We start from the raw sequence: 15,855 nt of genomic DNA on the forward strand, positions 1-15,855 counted from the left end.
GCCGCTGGCTCACGACCTGGTCGTGACCCTGAGCAACAACGCTCAGGTCACCATCAAGGCCGGCGAAACCAGCGCGCCGTACACCCACGCTGCGCAGGGCGATGACGTTTACAACGATGCTGGCCAGATCAGCCTGGGCATCAACTCGGCGGTAGACGCCACTGGTGCGACCTTCGAGAACCTGCAACTGGGCGGTGCGGCTACCGTTCAAGTGACCGACACCACCGACGAAGTAGTGGCCAAGTTGACCGCGACCCCGTCGGTGACCGAAGGCGGTGAGATCACCTACACCATCACGCTGACCAACAAAGACGGCCTGCCAATCAACAACCACAGTGCATTGACCTTCACGCTGAGCGACGGCAAAACCGTCATCACCGTGCCTGCCAACGGCACCGTGGGCACTGCCACCGTGACTGCCCCGGACAACGTCTACGTCGGTACCAACGACCCTGTCGTGATGTCGATCGCAACCGTTGGAGGCGCGGATGTCGGCAAGTTCGAGCAACTGACGCTGGACAAGACCCCGGTCAGCACTACCGTGACCGACGAGCCTGGCACCCCAGGCAACCCGGGCGGCAGCAACGAAGGCGACCTGGTCAAGGTCACCATCACCGCCGACCAGACCTCGGTGGCCGAGAACGTCAAACCGACGTTCACCGTGCACGTCAACCAGCCGCTGGCCCACGACCTGGTCGTGACCCTGAGCAACAACGCTCAGGTCACCATCAAGGCTGGCGAGACTAGCGCGCCGTACACCCACGCTGCGCAAGGCGATGACGTCTACAACGACGCGGGCCAGATCAGCCTGGGCATCAACTCGGCGGTGGATGTAGACGGTCGTACCTTCGAAAACCTGGAGTTGGGCGGTGCTGCGAAGGTGGATGTCACCGACACCACCGACGAAGTTGTGGCGAAGCTGACCGCGACCCCTTCGGTCACCGAAGGCGGCGAGATCACCTACACCATCACGCTGACCAACAAAGACGGCCTGCCAATCAACAACCACAGTGCATTGACCTTCACCCTGAGCGACGGCAAAACCGTCATCACCGTGCCGGCTAATGGCACCGTGGGTACTGCCACTGTCACAGCCCCGGACAACGTCTACGTCGGCACCAACGATCCTGTCGTGAAGTCGATCGCTACCGTTGGCGGCGCGGGCGTTGGCAAGTTCGAACAGCTGACACTGGACAAGACCCCGGTCAGCACCGCCGTGACCGATGAACCAGGTTCGGGAACTCCAGGCACCGGCAACAAGGGCGACGTCACCACCGTCGGTATTTCCGGCACGACTTCTCTGACCGAGGGTGAAACCGGCCAGTACACCCTGACGCTGAGCAACGCGTCCAAGTCCGAAGTCACTATCACCCTTAGCTACAGCGGTACCGCCAACAACGGTGAGGACTTCACCGGTATCGCGACCGTGAAGATTCCGGCCAACAGCACAGGCACGACGTTCAACATCGCTACCCTCAACGACAAACTGGTCGAAGGTACCGAGAACTTCGTCGTGAAGATCGAAACCGCCACGGGTGGTAACTTCGAGAACCTGCAGGTCGATAGCAGCAAATCGAGCGTGACGACCACCATTCTCGACAATGACCACCTGCCGGTTTCGCCTGGCGGCGCGGTATTTGGCGTGGAGGACACCGATTACGTGTTTGCCTGGAGTGATTTCAAAGTCACTGATGCCGATGGCAACACTAACCTGTCCGTGACCATTACCTCGCTCCCAGCCGCCGGCAACTTGCAGTTCTTCAACGGTACTGCATGGGTAAATGTGGCCGTTGGCCAGGTGGTCAGCCAGGCTGATATCACTGCCAAGAACCTGAAGTTCGTTCCGGCCCTCAACCAGTCGGGTACGGACAACTACGGTGGTAATGGCATGGGTAACCAGAAGGCTGACTACGCCCAGTTCAAGTTCAAGCCGAACGATGGCACCAACCTGGGCAGCGAAGTGACCATGAAGGTCGATATCAGCCCGGTTGCCGATAAACCGACCCTGAGCTTCGGCAGTGCCGATATCGAGTCCAAAGGGCTGACCAAGGAAGTCTGGACCAGCCTCAAAGGCCTGGGTACTGGCGGCAACGGCATTACCGGCGAGGATCTGAAGACGGTCTTTGCCAACTCCGGCAGCGCGAACTCCAGCAGCACCACTACCAACGTGCAGTCCGATGGCAGCGTCACCGCTGGCACCGGTTCGAAAACGTCGGGCCTGATCTACCTGGAAGCCGGCAAGGTCTATACCTTCAGTGGTTCGGCCGACGACAGCTTCGTGGTCACCATCGGTGGCAAGACTGTAGTCACAGCCACCTGGGGAGCCGGTGGCGGGGTTTCGGGTACCTTTACCCCGAATACCAGCGGCTACTACCCGATCGAGGTCTACCATGCCAACCAGTCCGGCCCAGGCAGCTATGACCTGAACATCCAGGTAGGCTCCGGTGCCGTTACCGACCTGAGCAGCTCGAACGTCAAGATGTACCAGAACGTTACCGAGATGGCGAACGCAGGCCTGGGTGTGTCCGACCTGCACACCGTGAATGGTCAGAGCTACTACGACGGCTACAAGCTCAACGAAGGGCCTGAGGGTGGCTCGGTGAAACTGGTCGGTATTTCCACCGCCCTGACCGACACTGACGGCTCCGAAAGCCTGAACGTGACACTCAGCGGTATCCCGAAAGGTACCGTGTTGAGCGATGGTGCAGGCCACACGGTCACGGTAGGTACTGCCCCGGTCGATGTGACAGGCTGGAAACTCAGCAGCCTGACGCTGACCCCGCCGGCCTATTACAAAGGCTCGTTCGACATCACGGTTACCTCGACTGCCACCGAAAGCCTGGGTGGCTCGGCCATCACCACCGGCAATATCCCGGTGACGGTGTACGGCGCGACCTACAAGGCCAGTGTGGGTACCTCGGGCAATGACACGCTGACCGGTAGTGAAGGCAACGACATCTTCGTCGCTGACGTATCCGGGCTGAACGTGGTTCAGGGCAAGAACTACAACATCGCCTTCATGGTCGATAGCTCGGGCAGTATGAGCGACAAGTCGATTGCCGACGCCAAGACGCAGTTGGCCTCGGTGTTCAACACGCTCAAGGCCAGCCTGGGCTCGGACACCTCGGGTACCGTAAACATCTTCCTGGTCGACTTCGATACCCAGGTAAACAAGAACGTGGCAGTGAACCTTGCCGACCCGGATGCTTTGAGCAAGTTGCAGGCGGTATTGAACTCGATGGTGGGCGGCTACTACGGTGGCGGTACCAACTATGAAGACGCGTTCAAGACCACGTCCAACTTCTTCAACAGCACCATGGCCACCAGCAACAAAGGTGCGGAGAACCTGACTTACTTCATTACCGACGGTAAGCCAACCTACTATCAGAGCAATGAGTCCACCAACCCTAGCCTGTGGAAGAATGGCAAGAGCCTGGACGATGTAGTCAACGTCAACAATTACAAGATGGGTGACACGTTCAGCGCCTGGGCCGACGCGACTCACAAGGTCGAGATCAGCAGCAGTGGTGTGGTCAAAGTGCTGACTTATACCGAGAACCGCCGAGGTGAGTTGGTGCTCGACTCCACCAAGACGGTCGGCACCCTTCACGCACAGGGTGATGGTACCTATGAACTCTCCAGCCTGGACGGTACCGGCTACGCGGATTACTGGAACTACGTCTACTCGGCCGCAGGTTCTACTGAAAGTTTCGCAGTATTGGGCGGCACCAATGGCTTGAGCAAAGTCCAGGCTATCGGCCTGAACAGCGATGTCACGCTGAACGATCTGAAACCTTACGACAGTGCCGGCAAGCCACAGACCAATATCGACCCGTCCGATTTGGCCAAGGCGATTCTCGGTCACTCCGAAGCAACGGTGCCAGGTGCCGACACCATCGATAGTGGTAACGGCAACGACATCATCTTCGGTGACCTGATCACCCTCAACGGTGTCGTCAGCGAGGGCTACCAGGCCCTGCAGACGTACGTTGCCCAGAAGAGCGGTGTTGAAGTCAGTGCTGTCACTACCAGCAATGTTCACCAGTACATCACCGAGCACTACACCGAGTTCGATATCTCCGGTGCCAAGGACGGCAACGACATCCTGTCGGGCGGCAATGGCAATGACATCCTCTTCGGCCAAGGTGGTAGCGACACGCTGAATGGTGGCAAAGGTAACGACATCCTGCTGGGCGGTACTGGCAATGACACCCTGATCGGTGGCCAGGGCGACGATATCCTGATCGGTGGCAGCGGTGCCGACACCTTCGTGTGGAAGGCTGGCGACGTCGGTAACGACGTGATCAAGGACTTCAACAAGGCCGAGGGTGACCGTATCGATCTGAAGGACCTGCTGCAGGGTGAGAAGGGCAGCACCATCGACAACTACCTGAAGCTCACCACGGTGGAGGGTACGACCACGTTGCAAGTCAGCAGCGAAGGCAAGCTCAACGCCGAAGGTGGTATCGCCAACGCCGACGTGACCATCAAGCTGGAAGGCGTCAACTGGTCCAACCAGACGATCAACTCGTTGATCAGCGGTGCCGATCCGACCATCATCATCCACAACAAGGACAGCTGACAGACCACCGGGGCCGCACAGCGGCCCCGGCTCTTTCCTGCCACCCGCCAACAGCGCATACTCTGGCGCCGGGCCTGCGCGCCCGGCGATCTTTGCCTATGCTGCTGTCTACCAACAAGGAAACAACGTGACGAGGGACATCGCCATGTTCTACGTGCAACGCAACGCCGCCGGCCAGTTGCTGCGGGTGGAAGCAGCCGCGTTTGATCAGTTCACCGAAATGCTCCCTTCAGACCATGCCGATATCCAGGAATGGTTTGCCGATGACGTCGTGGAGAACAGCCTCAACCAGCTGAAACAAAGCGACCTGGACATGATCCGCGTGCTCGAGGACCTGATCGACGTGCTGACCGCCAAGGGCGTGTTCAAGATCACCGACCTGCCCGCCGGCGCGCAGGCCAAGCTGCTCAACCGTTCCACAGCGCGCAAGGCGCTCAGCAGCCTCAATAACCTGATTGACGAAGAAGAGCAGGGCGGGCTGATCTGACTGCAGGGCGCCCCCGCGACAGTGATATTGTTATTCCTTAATGGTATTTAAATTATTGGCTTTATGACTTTATAGTCGCTTTCACTGCGTACCCGTCGACCAATCGATGCGCCGCACGACTTGAACCCACACGGGAAATCCCCGTGCGTTTCTGATCGTTGCGCGCCATTGAGGTCGCGCATTGCGTGGGAGTGAAAAATGTCAGCCGCCTTGAACGCCTTGTCGTCCATCGACAGCGCCCAGCCGCAAGTTTTTGAAGTTCGCCCCTTCTCGGGTGCCGTCGGCGCCGAGATCATAGGCCTGGACCTGGCCAAACCGGTCAGCGCCGAGGATTTCACCCGTATCCATCGCGCCCACCTCGACCACCATGTGCTGGTGTTCCGCGACCAGCGTATCAACCCGGAACAGCAGATCGCCTTCAGCCGCCGCTTCGGTGAGTTACAGATCCATGTGCTCAAGCAGTTCCTGCTGACTGGCCACCCCGAGATCCTGATCGTTTCCAACATCATCGAAAATGGCCAGAACATCGGCCTGGGTGATGCCGGCAAATTCTGGCACTCGGACCTGTCGTACAAAGAGCTGCCAAGCCTCGGTTCCATGCTGCATGCCCAGGAACTGCCCAGTGAAGGCGGTGACACCCTGTTCGCCGACATGCATAAAGCCTGGGACGCTGTACCTGACACCCTGCGCAAAGTGGTCGAGGGCCGCAGTGCCGCTCACTCCTATACCGCCCGTTACGCTGAAACCAAATTCGAAGGCAACTGGCGCCCGGCCCTGACTGCCGAGCAACTGGCGCAGGTAAAGGAGGTCATTCACCTGGTAGTCCGCACCCACCCGGAAAACGGCCGCAAGGCGCTGTTTGTCAGTGAAGGCTTCACCACCCGTATCGTCGGCCTGCCTGATGATGAAAGCCGCGACGTGCTGCAGCAGCTGTATGCCCTTAGCGTGCTGGAGCAGAACATTTATCGCCACCAGTGGCAGCCCCATGACCTGGTGTTCTGGGACAACCGCTCGCTGATCCACTTGGCCACCGGCTGCCCCGCGCACCTGCGGCGCAAGCTGTACCGCACCACCATCCAGGGCGATGCCCCGTTCTGACGACTGAGGAAACCATCATGCGCAAATCCATCAGCCGCCTGGCGGCAAGCATCGGCCTGGGCGCAAGCCTGGTCGTCGGCAGCCTAGCCGCCCCCGCCGTGGCCCAGGCCGAAGGCAAGATCCGTATTGCCGAACAGTTCGGCATCGTCTACCTGCTGCTGAACGTGGTGCGTGACCAGCACCTGATTGAGAAACACGGCAAGGAGCAGGGCATCGACATCGAAGTCGATTGGGCGCAGCTGTCGGGTGGCTCGGCCGTCAACGATGCATTGTTGTCCGGTTCGGTGGACATCGCCGGCGCTGGTGTCGGACCGCTGTTGACCGTCTGGGACCGCACCAAGGGCCGGCAGAACGTGAAGGCCGTGGCTTCGCTGGGCAACTTCCCGTACTACCTGGTCAGCAGCAACCCCAACGTGAAGACCATCGCCGACATCTCCGACAAAGACCGTATCGCCGTTCCGGCGGTGGGTGTTTCGGTGCAGTCGCGCTTCCTGCAGTACGCCGCTGCCCAGCAGTGGGGCGACAAGGAATACAACCGCCTCGACAAATACACCTTGGCCGTGCCGCACCCGGACGCCACCGCCGCACTGTTGGCGGGCGGCACCGAGCTGAATGGGCACTTCTCCAACCCGCCGTTCCAGGACCAGGTGCTGGCCAACAAGGACGTGCACGTGGTGCTCAACAGCTACGACCTGCTCGGCCCCAACTCGCCGACCTTGCTGTTTGCTACCGAGAAGTTCCGCAAGGACAACCCCAAGACCTACAAGGCCTTCGTCGATGCCCTGGCCGAAGCCGCAGACTTCGCCCAGAAAGACAAGGCCGCTGCCGCCGACACCTATATCCGCGTAACCAAGGCCAAGATCGACCGCGACGCGCTGATCAAGCTGATCGACAACCCGCAGTACGAATTCACCGTCACGCCCAAGAACACCTACAAGCTGGCCGATTTTCTCTATCGGGTAGGCGCCATCAAGCACAAGCCGCAATCGTGGAAGGACTACTTCTTCCAGGATGAACGCCCGCTGCAGGGGAGCTGACCGATCATGACCGCCCCATTGCCAGGCCACACGGCCAGCAACCTGAGCCGTGTTGCAACGCCGCCTTTGCTCAAGGTGGATAACCTCAGCCTCGAATACCGTACCGCGCAACGCGTGGTGCGGGCCACCCATCAGGTCAGCTTCGAAGTCGACCGCGCTGATCGTTTTGTACTGCTCGGCCCCTCCGGCTGTGGCAAGTCCACCCTGCTCAAAGCCGTTGCCGGTTTTATTCAGCCGCAAGAGGGCCAGATTCTGCTGCAGGGCCAGACAGTTCGTGGCCCAGGCCCCGACCGCATCGTGGTGTTCCAGGAGTTCGACCAGTTGCCGCCGTGGAAAACGGTGAAGCAGAACGTCATCTTTCCGCTGCTGGTGTCTGGCCAACTCAAGCGTGCGGAGGCGGAGGAACGGGCACTGCATTATCTGGAGAAGGTCGGTCTGGCCGCCTTTGCCGATGCTTATCCACACACGTTGTCCGGTGGTATGAAGGCACGTGTGGCAATTGCCCGGGCCTTGGCCACCCAGCCCAAGATCCTGTTGATGGATGAGCCGTTCGCCGCCCTGGATGCGCTGACCCGGCGCAAGATGCAGGAAGAGCTGTTGCTGCTGTGGGAGGAAGTGCGGTTCACCCTGTTGTTCGTCACCCACTCCATCGAAGAAGCACTGGTGGTTGGCAACCGTATCCTGCTGTTGTCGCCGCACCCGGGGCGGGTGCGCGCCGAGGTGCATAGCCATCAATACGACCTGGGCAGCCTGGGTGGCAGCGACTTCCAGGCCAGTGCCCGGCGTATCCACCGTTTGCTGTTCGATGAAGCCGATATCCCGGAACAGCCTGACAACCTTGGGTTCAACGATATTCGTATCGCCTACTGACAGGAGCCTCAGCCATGACCACTACACCTGTACGCCAGGAATACGAGGTGCAGCTGGAGCCCCTGCTCAGTGTGCCTGTAGAACGACAACTCCCCTTGGCCCAACGCCTGTGGCAGCAAGGCTGGTTGAGAAAGGCGGTCATATTGCTGGTGATCGCTGTGCTATGGGAAGCCGTTGCCCGCTACCAGGACAATGACCTGCTGCTGCCAAGCTTTCTGCAAACCGCCACGGCGCTATGGGACGGCATGATCAGTGGCGAACTGCCCGCCAAGGTCGGTGTTTCGCTGGTAATACTGCTCAAAGGCTATGTGCTGGGTATCGTCCTGGCCTTTGGCCTGACCAGCCTGGCGGTGTCGACCCAATTGGGCCGAGACTTACTGGGCACGCTGACCTCGATGTTCAACCCGTTGCCGGCCATTGCCCTGCTGCCGCTGGCCTTGCTGTGGTTCGGGCTGGGTGACAACAGCCTGATCTTCGTGCTGGTGCATTCGGTGCTATGGGCGTTGGCGCTGAATACCTATGCCGGCTTCCTCGGTGTGTCGGAGACGCTGCGCATGGCGGGCCGCAACTATGGTCTGAAGGGCCTGCGGCTGGTATTGCACATCCTCGTGCCCGCAGCCCTGCCGTCGATCCTGTCGGGGTTGAAGATCGGCTGGGCGTTTGCCTGGCGTACCCTTATAGCCGCTGAATTGGTGTTTGGTGCCAGCAGTGGCAAAGGCGGGTTGGGTTGGTACATCTTCCAGAACCGCAACGAACTGTATACCGACAAGGTCTTTGCCGGGTTGGCGGTGGTGATCCTGATCGGTCTGCTGGTGGAAGGACTGGTGTTCAATACGCTGGAGCGGTTGACTGTGCGGCGATGGGGGATGCAGCGCTAGCAGGTAAGCCAGTACCGGCCTCTTCGCGGCAGATTGACGCTAGAATCCGCGCCTGCGGGACCGTCCTCGAAAGAGGCGCGAGGCGCCGAACCGCCGCGAAAGACCCGGTACAGGCTACAAATTCTGGTACTGAGCTGCCGCATTGCTAAGAATCCTGCCAATCTCCTCCCGCAAGCCGGCAGGCTGCTCTACCACCACCCTGTCCCCATGGCTCAATAGCCACCAGCGTAGTGGCCAACCGTCACTTACCGTGCCGCGTAACCGATGCCCATGCTCCAGCGCCGTCAGTTGCATGTCGCTGCTCAATGGCGCATCCCGCAACTGCCGCGCCAGTGCATCGCTGACTCGTGCCACCAGCTCCACGCCCTCACCCTGCGATGGCTGCAACGCATCCCCTCGCAGATGTGTCAGCAAGTCGAAATTACCGCGCAATTCGCCGACGGCACTGGCCGACCAGTGCCAACCGAACGGAATGCTCTTGTCATTGCGTTCCAGCGGGAATATCAGCGAAAGCTCGTTGAGGTCACGCTCGACAGTGCGTTTGCTGACCGTGAACCCCACGTCACGCAGGCGCCAGACCAGCTCGGCGCTGGTTATGCCTGGGGAACGGCTGGGCAACTGGCGCAGCAGCGCCCACTGTCGGCTGAGGGTGGCGCGAGTGGTGGCGAACGGCAAAAGATAACGTCCTTGTCTAGGCTTGCCGCAATAGGATGGCGGCATGCGTGGGGCATGGCAATTGGCCACAGCCTGCTCAGATCAAGGAAGTCGCATTTGGTTGCCTCGTGCCGAATCGTTCGCGACAGGTTTTGACGTGACATCACGCAGAATCACGCCTCATCACAGCCGAAGGTTGGGGTTGTGCGTCGTTCAATGAGGATGAACATGTCTGTTGCCAGCAATATCCATTCGCTACTTGCCCGCCTTCTGCCCGAGCGGGTCATCGCCCCTCCTGCTCCTGCAGGAAGGCGACAGCGGCTGTTTTCCGGTGTGGGCTTGCCCAGCCAGCGGTCGCTGCTGGTCAACCGCCTGGATGAGGCCAACGACCTGCAGGCGGTGTATGTCGACCTGCGTCGCCAGGCATTGCAAGGCAGCGTGTCCGCATTGAACGACCTCGGCTGGATCTGGCTCAACGGCAAGTACTGGCGGGCCGATACCGTGCTGGCCGGGCACCTGTTGCGCATGGCAGCCCTGCAGGGCAATGCTGCTGCCTGGTTCAACCTTGGCCAGCAGCACTACTTCGGCAAAGGCATCGACCCTTCCTATGTGCAGGCGGCGGAGTGTTACCGGCAGGCCTTCGACCGCGGCATGCTGCATGCCGCCGCCGCACTGGGTGACCTGTATGAGGAGGAGGTGTGCGACGGTGACCTGGAGTGGCAGGTTGACCTGGTGCAAGCCTATCAGTGGTTCTTGCGTGGCGCCGAACAGGGCGAAGCGCGTTGTCGTTTTGAAGTGGGCTATCGGTTGATGCATGGGCTGCACGTAGAGGCCAACCTCAAGGCAGCGCTGTACTGGCTTGAGCTGGCGGCAGCGGCGGGGGTGGTACAAGCGGCAGAGGAGCTGGCGGTACATTTCAGCAGCCGTGATGCGGTGCGGTATCAGGAGTGGCGGGACCGGGCGGTGCAGATGGGCAGCACATTGGCCTTGACCATGAAGCTGGAAGACCAGATCCATCCCTGAGTATTTCTCTTCAGTGCTGACTGAAAAATGAACAACATTTAACCCAGGCTATCCGTCGCCCCCTGTTGACGACAGGGGGATGTCGGGGCGTATATTGATAGTTAGCAAACTATGAATATATTTGGTTCTCTTCATGTCCCTTGATTTCCTGCGCCTGCAAGTCAGCAGTGGCCTGGTAGTCGCTGCCCGCCACTGGCGGCGCATCTGTCATACCGCCTTGACCGGCTACGGCATTTCCGAGGCCTGCGCTGCGCCGCTGCTGATGATCGTGCGCCTGGGCGACGGCGTGCACCAGGTGGCTGTGGCCCAGGCCGCCGGCCTGGAAAGCCCGTCGCTGGTACGCCTGCTTGACCAATTGTGCAAAGCTGGCCTGGTGTGCCGCAGCGAGGACCCACTGGATCGCCGCGCCAAGGCACTGAGCCTGACTGCCGAAGGCCGTGCCCTGGCCGAAGCCATCGAAGCCGAACTGGTGCGCTTGCGCCGCGATGTGCTCGGCGGTATCGATCAGGCCGACCTGGAAGCTGCCTTGCGCGTGCTTCGTGCCTTCGAGGCTGCCGGCCTGGGCAGTGCAGGCGGGGTGGCATGAACGGCTTCTTCAGCTCCGTCCCTCCGGCCCGTGACTGGTTCTACGGCGTGCGTACCTTCGGCGCGTCCATGATTGCCCTGTACATTGCGTTGCTCATGCAACTGCCGCGCCCCTACTGGGCCATGGCGACGGTATACATCGTCTCCAGCCCCTTCGTCGGCCCGACCAGCTCCAAGGCGTTGTACCGTGCCGTCGGCACGTTGCTCGGCGCTGGCGGGGCAATCTTCCTGGTGCCGCCGCTGGTGCAGTCACCGTTGCTGCTGAGCATCGCCGTTGCCCTGTGGACCGGCACCTTGCTGTTCCTTTCGCTGAACCTGCGCACGGCCAACAACTACGTGCTGATGCTGGCCGGTTATACCCTGCCGATGATTGCCTTGGCCGTGGTGGATAATCCGCTGGCAGTGTTCGATGTGGCTTCTTCTCGTGCGCAGGAAATCTGTTTGGGAATTGTCTGCGCGGCAGTCGTCGGGGCTATCTTCTGGCCACGCCGGCTGGCGCCGGTGGTAGTCGGTGCCACCGGAAACTGGTTCACCGAGGCGATTCGCTACAGCGACACCTACCTGGCCCGCGATGCCAGCGCTGACAAGGTCGGCGGTATGCGCGGGGCGATGGTCACCACCTTCAACTCGCTGGAGCTGATGATCGGTCAGCTCGCCCACGAAGGTGCCGGCCCCCATACCCTGAAGAACGCCCGCGAGTTGCGCGGGCGGATGATCCATCTGCTGCCGGTGATCGACGCCCTTGACGATGCACTGGTTGCCCTGGAAGGCCGCGCCCCGGCCCAGTTCGCCCAGCTTCAACCCGTGCTGGAAGCCGCTCGTGAATGGCTCAAAGGCACCGCCGACAGCGCTTCGGTAGCGCACTGGGCCACGTTGCATGAGCAGATCGGCCGCTTGCAGCCCGCTACAGCCGCCCTCGACCAGCGCGCCGAGCTGCTGTTGTCCAACGCCCTGTACCGCCTGACCGAATGGGCCGACCTGTGGCAGGACTGCTGCACCCTGCAGCACGCCCTGCGTACCGATGATGCCAAGCCTTGGCGTGCGGTGTATCGCCACTGGCGGCTGGGCCGCCTGACAGCGTTTTTCGATCGTGGCCTGATGCTCTACTCGGTAGCCTCCACGGTCCTGGCGATCGTGGTCGCCTGCGGCCTGTGGATCGGCCTGGGCTGGAACGACGGCGCCAGTGCGGTAATCCTCGCGGCAGTTGCGTGCAGCTTCTTCGCCGCCATGGACGACCCGGCACCGCAGATCTACCGGTTCTTTTTCTGGACGCTGATGTCGGTCATCTTCTCCAGTCTGTACCTGTTTTTGGTACTGCCCAACCTGCACGACTTCCCGATGCTGGTGCTGGCCTTTGCCGTGCCGTTCATCTGCATAGGCACCCTGACCGTACAGCCGCGCTTCTACCTGGGCACCTTGCTGACCATCGTCAACACGTCGACCTTCATCAGCATCCAGGGTGCCTACGACGCCGACTTCTTTACCTTCCTCAACTCCAACCTTGCCGGCCCCGCGGGCCTTCTGTTCGCCTTTATCTGGACCCTGGTGATGCGCCCGTTCGGCGTGGAACTGGCGGCCAAGCGCATGACCCGCTTCGCCTGGCGCGACATCGTCGAAATGACCGAGCCTGCGACCTTGGCCGAACACCGCCAGGTTGGCGTACAGATGCTCGACCGCCTGATGCAGCACCTGCCACGTCTGTCGCAAACCGGCCAGGACAGTGGTGTGGCACTGCGCGACCTGCGCGTGGGGTTGAACCTGCTCGACCTGCTGGCGTACATGCCGCGCGCCGGCCAGCAGGCTCGCGAGCGCCTGAACACTGTGGTCGAGGAAGTCGGTGCGCACTACGCCGCCTGCCTGCGTGCTGGCGAACGCCTGCATGCCCCGGCCGCACTGCTGCGCAACATGGAACGCGCTCGCCTGGCGCTGAACCTGGATGAGCTGTACGAGCGCGGCGATGCCCGCACCCACCTGCTGCATGCCCTGAGTGGCCTGCGCCTGGCGCTGTTGCCGGGTGTGGAGGTGATGCTCGAGCCAGCTGAACAACCGCAACTGCCCCCCGGCCTCGACGGAGCACCCCTGTGATTGGTGAACTGGATATCAGCGGGGTGTTTCTGCCCACGCTGCTGGTGATGATGTTTGGCACCTACCTGCTGTTCCTGGGGGGGCACGCGGTGCTGGTGCGCCTGCATTTCTACCGCCTGGTCTGGCACCGGGCGTTATTCAACGTTGCCCTGTATGCCGTGCTGCTCGGCGCGGTGGACCACTTTTGTCGAAACCTGATGCTGCCATGAAAAAACCTTTGCTGACCTTGGGCCGTGTGGTCCTGACCTTGCTGGTAGTGACCTTCGCCGCCGTGCTCGTGTGGCAGATGGTGGTCTACTACATGTTTGCCCCCTGGACCCGAGACGGCCATATCCGCGCTGACGTGATCCAGATCGCCCCCGATGTGTCGGGATTGATCCAGAAGGTCGAGGTGCGCGACAACCAGACCGTCAAACGTGGCGACGTGCTGTTCACCATCGACCAGGACCGCTTCACCCTGGCCCTGCGTCAAGCCAAGGCAACCCTTGGCGAGCGCCAGGAGACCCTGGCCCAGGCTTCCCGCGAAGCGCAGCGCAACCGCAAGCTGGGCAATCTGGTGGCCGCCGAGCAACTGGAAGAAAGCCAGTCCCGCGAGGCCCGTGCCCGTTCGGCCGTCAGCGAGGCGCAAGTGGCGGTAGATACTGCCCAGCTCAACCTTGACCGCTCGGTGGTGCGCAGCCCGGTAGACGGCTACCTCAACGACCGCGCGCCGCGTAACCACGAGTTCGTCACCGCTGGCCGCCCGGTGCTGTCGGTGGTCGACAGTGCCTCCTACCACGTCGACGGCTACTTCGAGGAAACCAAGCTGGGGGGTATCCATATTGGTGACGCCGTGGATATCCGCGTGATGGGCGACAACACCCGCCTGCGTGGCCATGTGCAGAGCTTCGCCGCTGGCATCGAAGACCGCGACCGCAGCAGTGGCGCCAACTTGCTGCCCAACGTCAACCCGGCGTTCAGCTGGGTACGCCTGGCCCAGCGCATTCCGGTGCGCATCGCCTTTGACGAAGTGCCGCAAGACTTCCGCATGATCGCCGGGCGTACTGCGACGGTGTCGATCATCGAGGGCCAGCGCCCATGAAACAGCTGATCCTGGCTGGCCTGTGCCTGTCGCTGGGGGCCTGCATGATGGTGGGGCCCGACTATGAGGTGCCTGGGGATGCGGCCGTGCAACGCAATGACCTGAACGGCCCGCTGCGCCAGGATGCCGACAGCGTCGTGTCGGCGCCGGTCCCCGAGGACTGGTGGCAGCTGTATCAGGATCAGCGGCTGAACGAGCTGGTGCGTCAGGCGCTGAGTGCCAACACCGAACTGCGTGTGGCGGCAGCCAACATCGCCAAAGCTCGCGCTCAGGTGGAGGTGGCTGAATCGCAAGGCGGCTTCAACGGTGGCGTCAAACTCGGCGCTCAGCGCTTGCAGGAGTCGGGCGAAGCCTTCCTGCAGCCTGAGAAGGTGCCGGTAGCCAACATCGGTGAGGCCATCATCAGTGCCTCGTACCAGTTCGACCTGTGGGGCACCTTCAAGCGTGGTACCGAGGCTGCCAAGGCAAATGCCGACGCGGTGCAGGCCGCTGCAGACACTGCCCGCATCACGCTTGTGGCGGACGTGGTCAAGGCATATACCCAGGTGTGCTCGGCCAATGAGGAATACCACATTGCCCGCGAGTCCCTCGATTTGCAGGAGCAAAGCGTGAAACTCAACCAGCGCCTGCGCGATGCTGGGCGTGGCGATGAAACCCAGGTCACCCGCTCGCAGACCCAGTTCAAATCCTTGCGTGCCGAACTGCCACGCTTCAAGGCCGAACGCGAGACGGGCATGTACACCCTGGCCGCACTGCTGGCCAAGCCGGTCGACCAGTTGCCTGCCGGTACCGCCGATTGTGCCGAGTTGCCGCACCTGAACCAGCTGGTTCCTGTGGGCGATGGTGCGGCCTTGCTCAAGCGCCGCCCCGACGTGCGCCAGGCCGAACGCCAGCTGGCTGCCGCCACCGCCTATATTGGCGTGGCTACCGGCGCGTTGTACCCGGATATCAGCATTGGCGCCCAGGTTGGCACCATCGGCATCCTGGAGAACCTTGGCGAGCCTTCGACCAACCGCTGGGGCTTTGGCCCGCAGATCAGCTGGAGCATCCCCACCAACGGCACCCGTGCCCGCATTCGCATGGCCGAGGCCTCGACCCAGGCGGCCCTGGCGCACTTCGATGGCGTGGTGCTGAACGCCATTCGCGAGACCCAGACCCGGCTGGCACAGTACAGCGCCTTGCTCGATCGGCGCGATGCGCTGGCCGAGGCGGAGAAGTCGGCGAAGGAAGCCGCGGACCAGACGCACCGGTATTACCAGGCAGGGCGTGAGTCGTTCCTGGCGGATTTGCAGGCGACGCGAACCTACACCGATATGCGTGCGCAGTTGGCTGCAGCCAATAGTCAAGTGGCGCAGGGGCAAATTGCCGTGTTCCTGGCGTTGGGTGGGGGTTGGAAGGGCACGGCCAAGCCCTGATGCGATCCTTGAGGGCTGGTCCGCTATGCCCTCCACTTCATCTGATTTGTAGCAAGATTT

General features: G+C 61.5%; 13 protein-coding genes. 12 read left to right on the forward strand and 1 reads right to left on the reverse strand.

All coding sequences use genetic code 11. The features are described from left to right. The 6 genes from V7787_RS40405 to V7787_RS40430 all read left to right on the forward strand — a co-directional run. The coding region (locus tag V7787_RS40405; RefSeq protein ID WP_336093228.1) for an immunoglobulin-like domain-containing protein at nt 1–4,582 on the forward strand (4,582 nt) is incomplete at its 5' end. 145 nt (nt 4,583–4,727) lie between these two features. Next, nucleotides 4,728–5,069 carry a hypothetical protein gene (locus tag V7787_RS40410; RefSeq protein WP_003255921.1) on the forward strand — a complete coding sequence of 114 codons (342 nt, stop codon included), beginning with the start codon at nt 4,728–4,730 and terminating at the stop codon, nt 5,067–5,069. Nucleotides 5,070–5,267: 198 nt separating this feature from the next. Continuing rightward, nucleotides 5,268–6,167: a TauD/TfdA dioxygenase family protein gene (locus V7787_RS40415; RefSeq protein WP_336093229.1), complete on the forward strand. Its 900-nt coding sequence runs from the start codon at nt 5,268–5,270 to the stop codon at nt 6,165–6,167. A 17-nt stretch (nt 6,168–6,184) separates the two neighbouring features. Next, nucleotides 6,185–7,204 carry an ABC transporter substrate-binding protein gene (locus V7787_RS40420; protein ID WP_010951558.1) on the forward strand — a complete coding sequence of 340 codons (1,020 nt, stop codon included), beginning with the start codon at nt 6,185–6,187 and terminating at the stop codon, nt 7,202–7,204. Nucleotides 7,205–7,210: 6 nt separating this feature from the next. Beyond that, nucleotides 7,211–8,074 carry an ABC transporter ATP-binding protein gene (locus V7787_RS40425; protein ID WP_104886833.1) on the forward strand — a complete coding sequence of 288 codons (864 nt, stop codon included), beginning with the start codon at nt 7,211–7,213 and terminating at the stop codon, nt 8,072–8,074. Nucleotides 8,075–8,088: 14 nt separating this feature from the next. Further along, nucleotides 8,089–8,952: an ABC transporter permease gene (locus tag V7787_RS40430; protein ID WP_011953178.1), complete on the forward strand. Its 864-nt coding sequence runs from the start codon at nt 8,089–8,091 to the stop codon at nt 8,950–8,952. Between the two features lie 114 nt (nt 8,953–9,066). Here the strand turns inward: V7787_RS40430 and V7787_RS40435 are convergent, their stop codons facing one another. Beyond that, on the reverse strand, nt 9,067–9,627 hold the full coding sequence (locus V7787_RS40435; RefSeq protein WP_064491746.1) for a WYL domain-containing protein: 561 nt from the start codon (nt 9,625–9,627) through the stop codon (nt 9,067–9,069). A 207-nt stretch (nt 9,628–9,834) separates the two neighbouring features. On the opposite strand from V7787_RS40435, the gene V7787_RS40440 reads away from it, so the two are divergent. The 6 genes from V7787_RS40440 to V7787_RS40465 all read left to right on the forward strand — a co-directional run bounded on the left by V7787_RS40440 (nt 9,835) and on the right by V7787_RS40465 (nt 15,795). After that, nucleotides 9,835–10,629 (forward strand): tetratricopeptide repeat protein, encoded by a 795-nt coding sequence (locus V7787_RS40440; protein WP_014589291.1) that lies wholly within the window; start codon nt 9,835–9,837, stop codon nt 10,627–10,629. 133 nt (nt 10,630–10,762) lie between these two features. Beyond that, nucleotides 10,763–11,215: a MarR family winged helix-turn-helix transcriptional regulator gene (locus V7787_RS40445; protein ID WP_003255908.1), complete on the forward strand. Its 453-nt coding sequence runs from the start codon at nt 10,763–10,765 to the stop codon at nt 11,213–11,215. Then, nucleotides 11,212–13,299, forward strand: a complete 2,088-nt coding sequence (locus V7787_RS40450) for an FUSC family protein (protein WP_020190729.1) — start codon at nt 11,212–11,214, stop codon at nt 13,297–13,299. The genes V7787_RS40445 and V7787_RS40450 overlap by 4 nt, the downstream gene beginning before the upstream one ends. Next, nucleotides 13,296–13,508, forward strand: a complete 213-nt coding sequence (locus V7787_RS40455; protein ID WP_336093231.1) for a DUF1656 domain-containing protein — start codon at nt 13,296–13,298, stop codon at nt 13,506–13,508. The genes V7787_RS40450 and V7787_RS40455 overlap by 4 nt, the downstream gene beginning before the upstream one ends. Beyond that, nucleotides 13,505–14,380 carry an efflux RND transporter periplasmic adaptor subunit gene (locus tag V7787_RS40460; RefSeq protein WP_010951565.1) on the forward strand — a complete coding sequence of 292 codons (876 nt, stop codon included), beginning with the start codon at nt 13,505–13,507 and terminating at the stop codon, nt 14,378–14,380. The genes V7787_RS40455 and V7787_RS40460 overlap by 4 nt, the downstream gene beginning before the upstream one ends. Next, nucleotides 14,377–15,795, forward strand: coding sequence for an efflux transporter outer membrane subunit (locus V7787_RS40465; RefSeq protein WP_010951566.1), 1,419 nt, complete (start codon nt 14,377–14,379; stop codon nt 15,793–15,795). Before V7787_RS40460 ends, V7787_RS40465 begins: the two co-directional genes overlap by 4 nt. Nucleotides 15,796–15,855: the final 60 nt, after the last annotated feature.

The sequence above is a fragment of the Pseudomonas sp. CGJS7 genome (assembly GCF_036961695.1).

What these genes read in the sequence shown, in the direction of transcription:
- V7787_RS40410 (WP_003255921.1), top strand. Translation starts at nt 4,728, where the DNA reads ATGTTCTACGTGCAACGCAACGCCGCCGGCCAGTTGCTGCGGGTGGAA.
- V7787_RS40415 (WP_336093229.1), top strand. Translation starts at nt 5,268, where the DNA reads ATGTCAGCCGCCTTGAACGCCTTGTCGTCCATCGACAGCGCCCAGCCG.
- V7787_RS40420 (WP_010951558.1), top strand. Translation starts at nt 6,185, where the DNA reads ATGCGCAAATCCATCAGCCGCCTGGCGGCAAGCATCGGCCTGGGCGCA.
- V7787_RS40425 (WP_104886833.1), top strand. Translation starts at nt 7,211, where the DNA reads ATGACCGCCCCATTGCCAGGCCACACGGCCAGCAACCTGAGCCGTGTT.
- V7787_RS40430 (WP_011953178.1), top strand. Translation starts at nt 8,089, where the DNA reads ATGACCACTACACCTGTACGCCAGGAATACGAGGTGCAGCTGGAGCCC.
- V7787_RS40440 (WP_014589291.1), top strand. Translation starts at nt 9,835, where the DNA reads ATGTCTGTTGCCAGCAATATCCATTCGCTACTTGCCCGCCTTCTGCCC.
- V7787_RS40445 (WP_003255908.1), top strand. Translation starts at nt 10,763, where the DNA reads ATGTCCCTTGATTTCCTGCGCCTGCAAGTCAGCAGTGGCCTGGTAGTC.
- V7787_RS40450 (WP_020190729.1), top strand. Translation starts at nt 11,212, where the DNA reads ATGAACGGCTTCTTCAGCTCCGTCCCTCCGGCCCGTGACTGGTTCTAC.
- V7787_RS40460 (WP_010951565.1), top strand. Translation starts at nt 13,505, where the DNA reads ATGAAAAAACCTTTGCTGACCTTGGGCCGTGTGGTCCTGACCTTGCTG.
- V7787_RS40465 (WP_010951566.1), top strand. Translation starts at nt 14,377, where the DNA reads ATGAAACAGCTGATCCTGGCTGGCCTGTGCCTGTCGCTGGGGGCCTGC.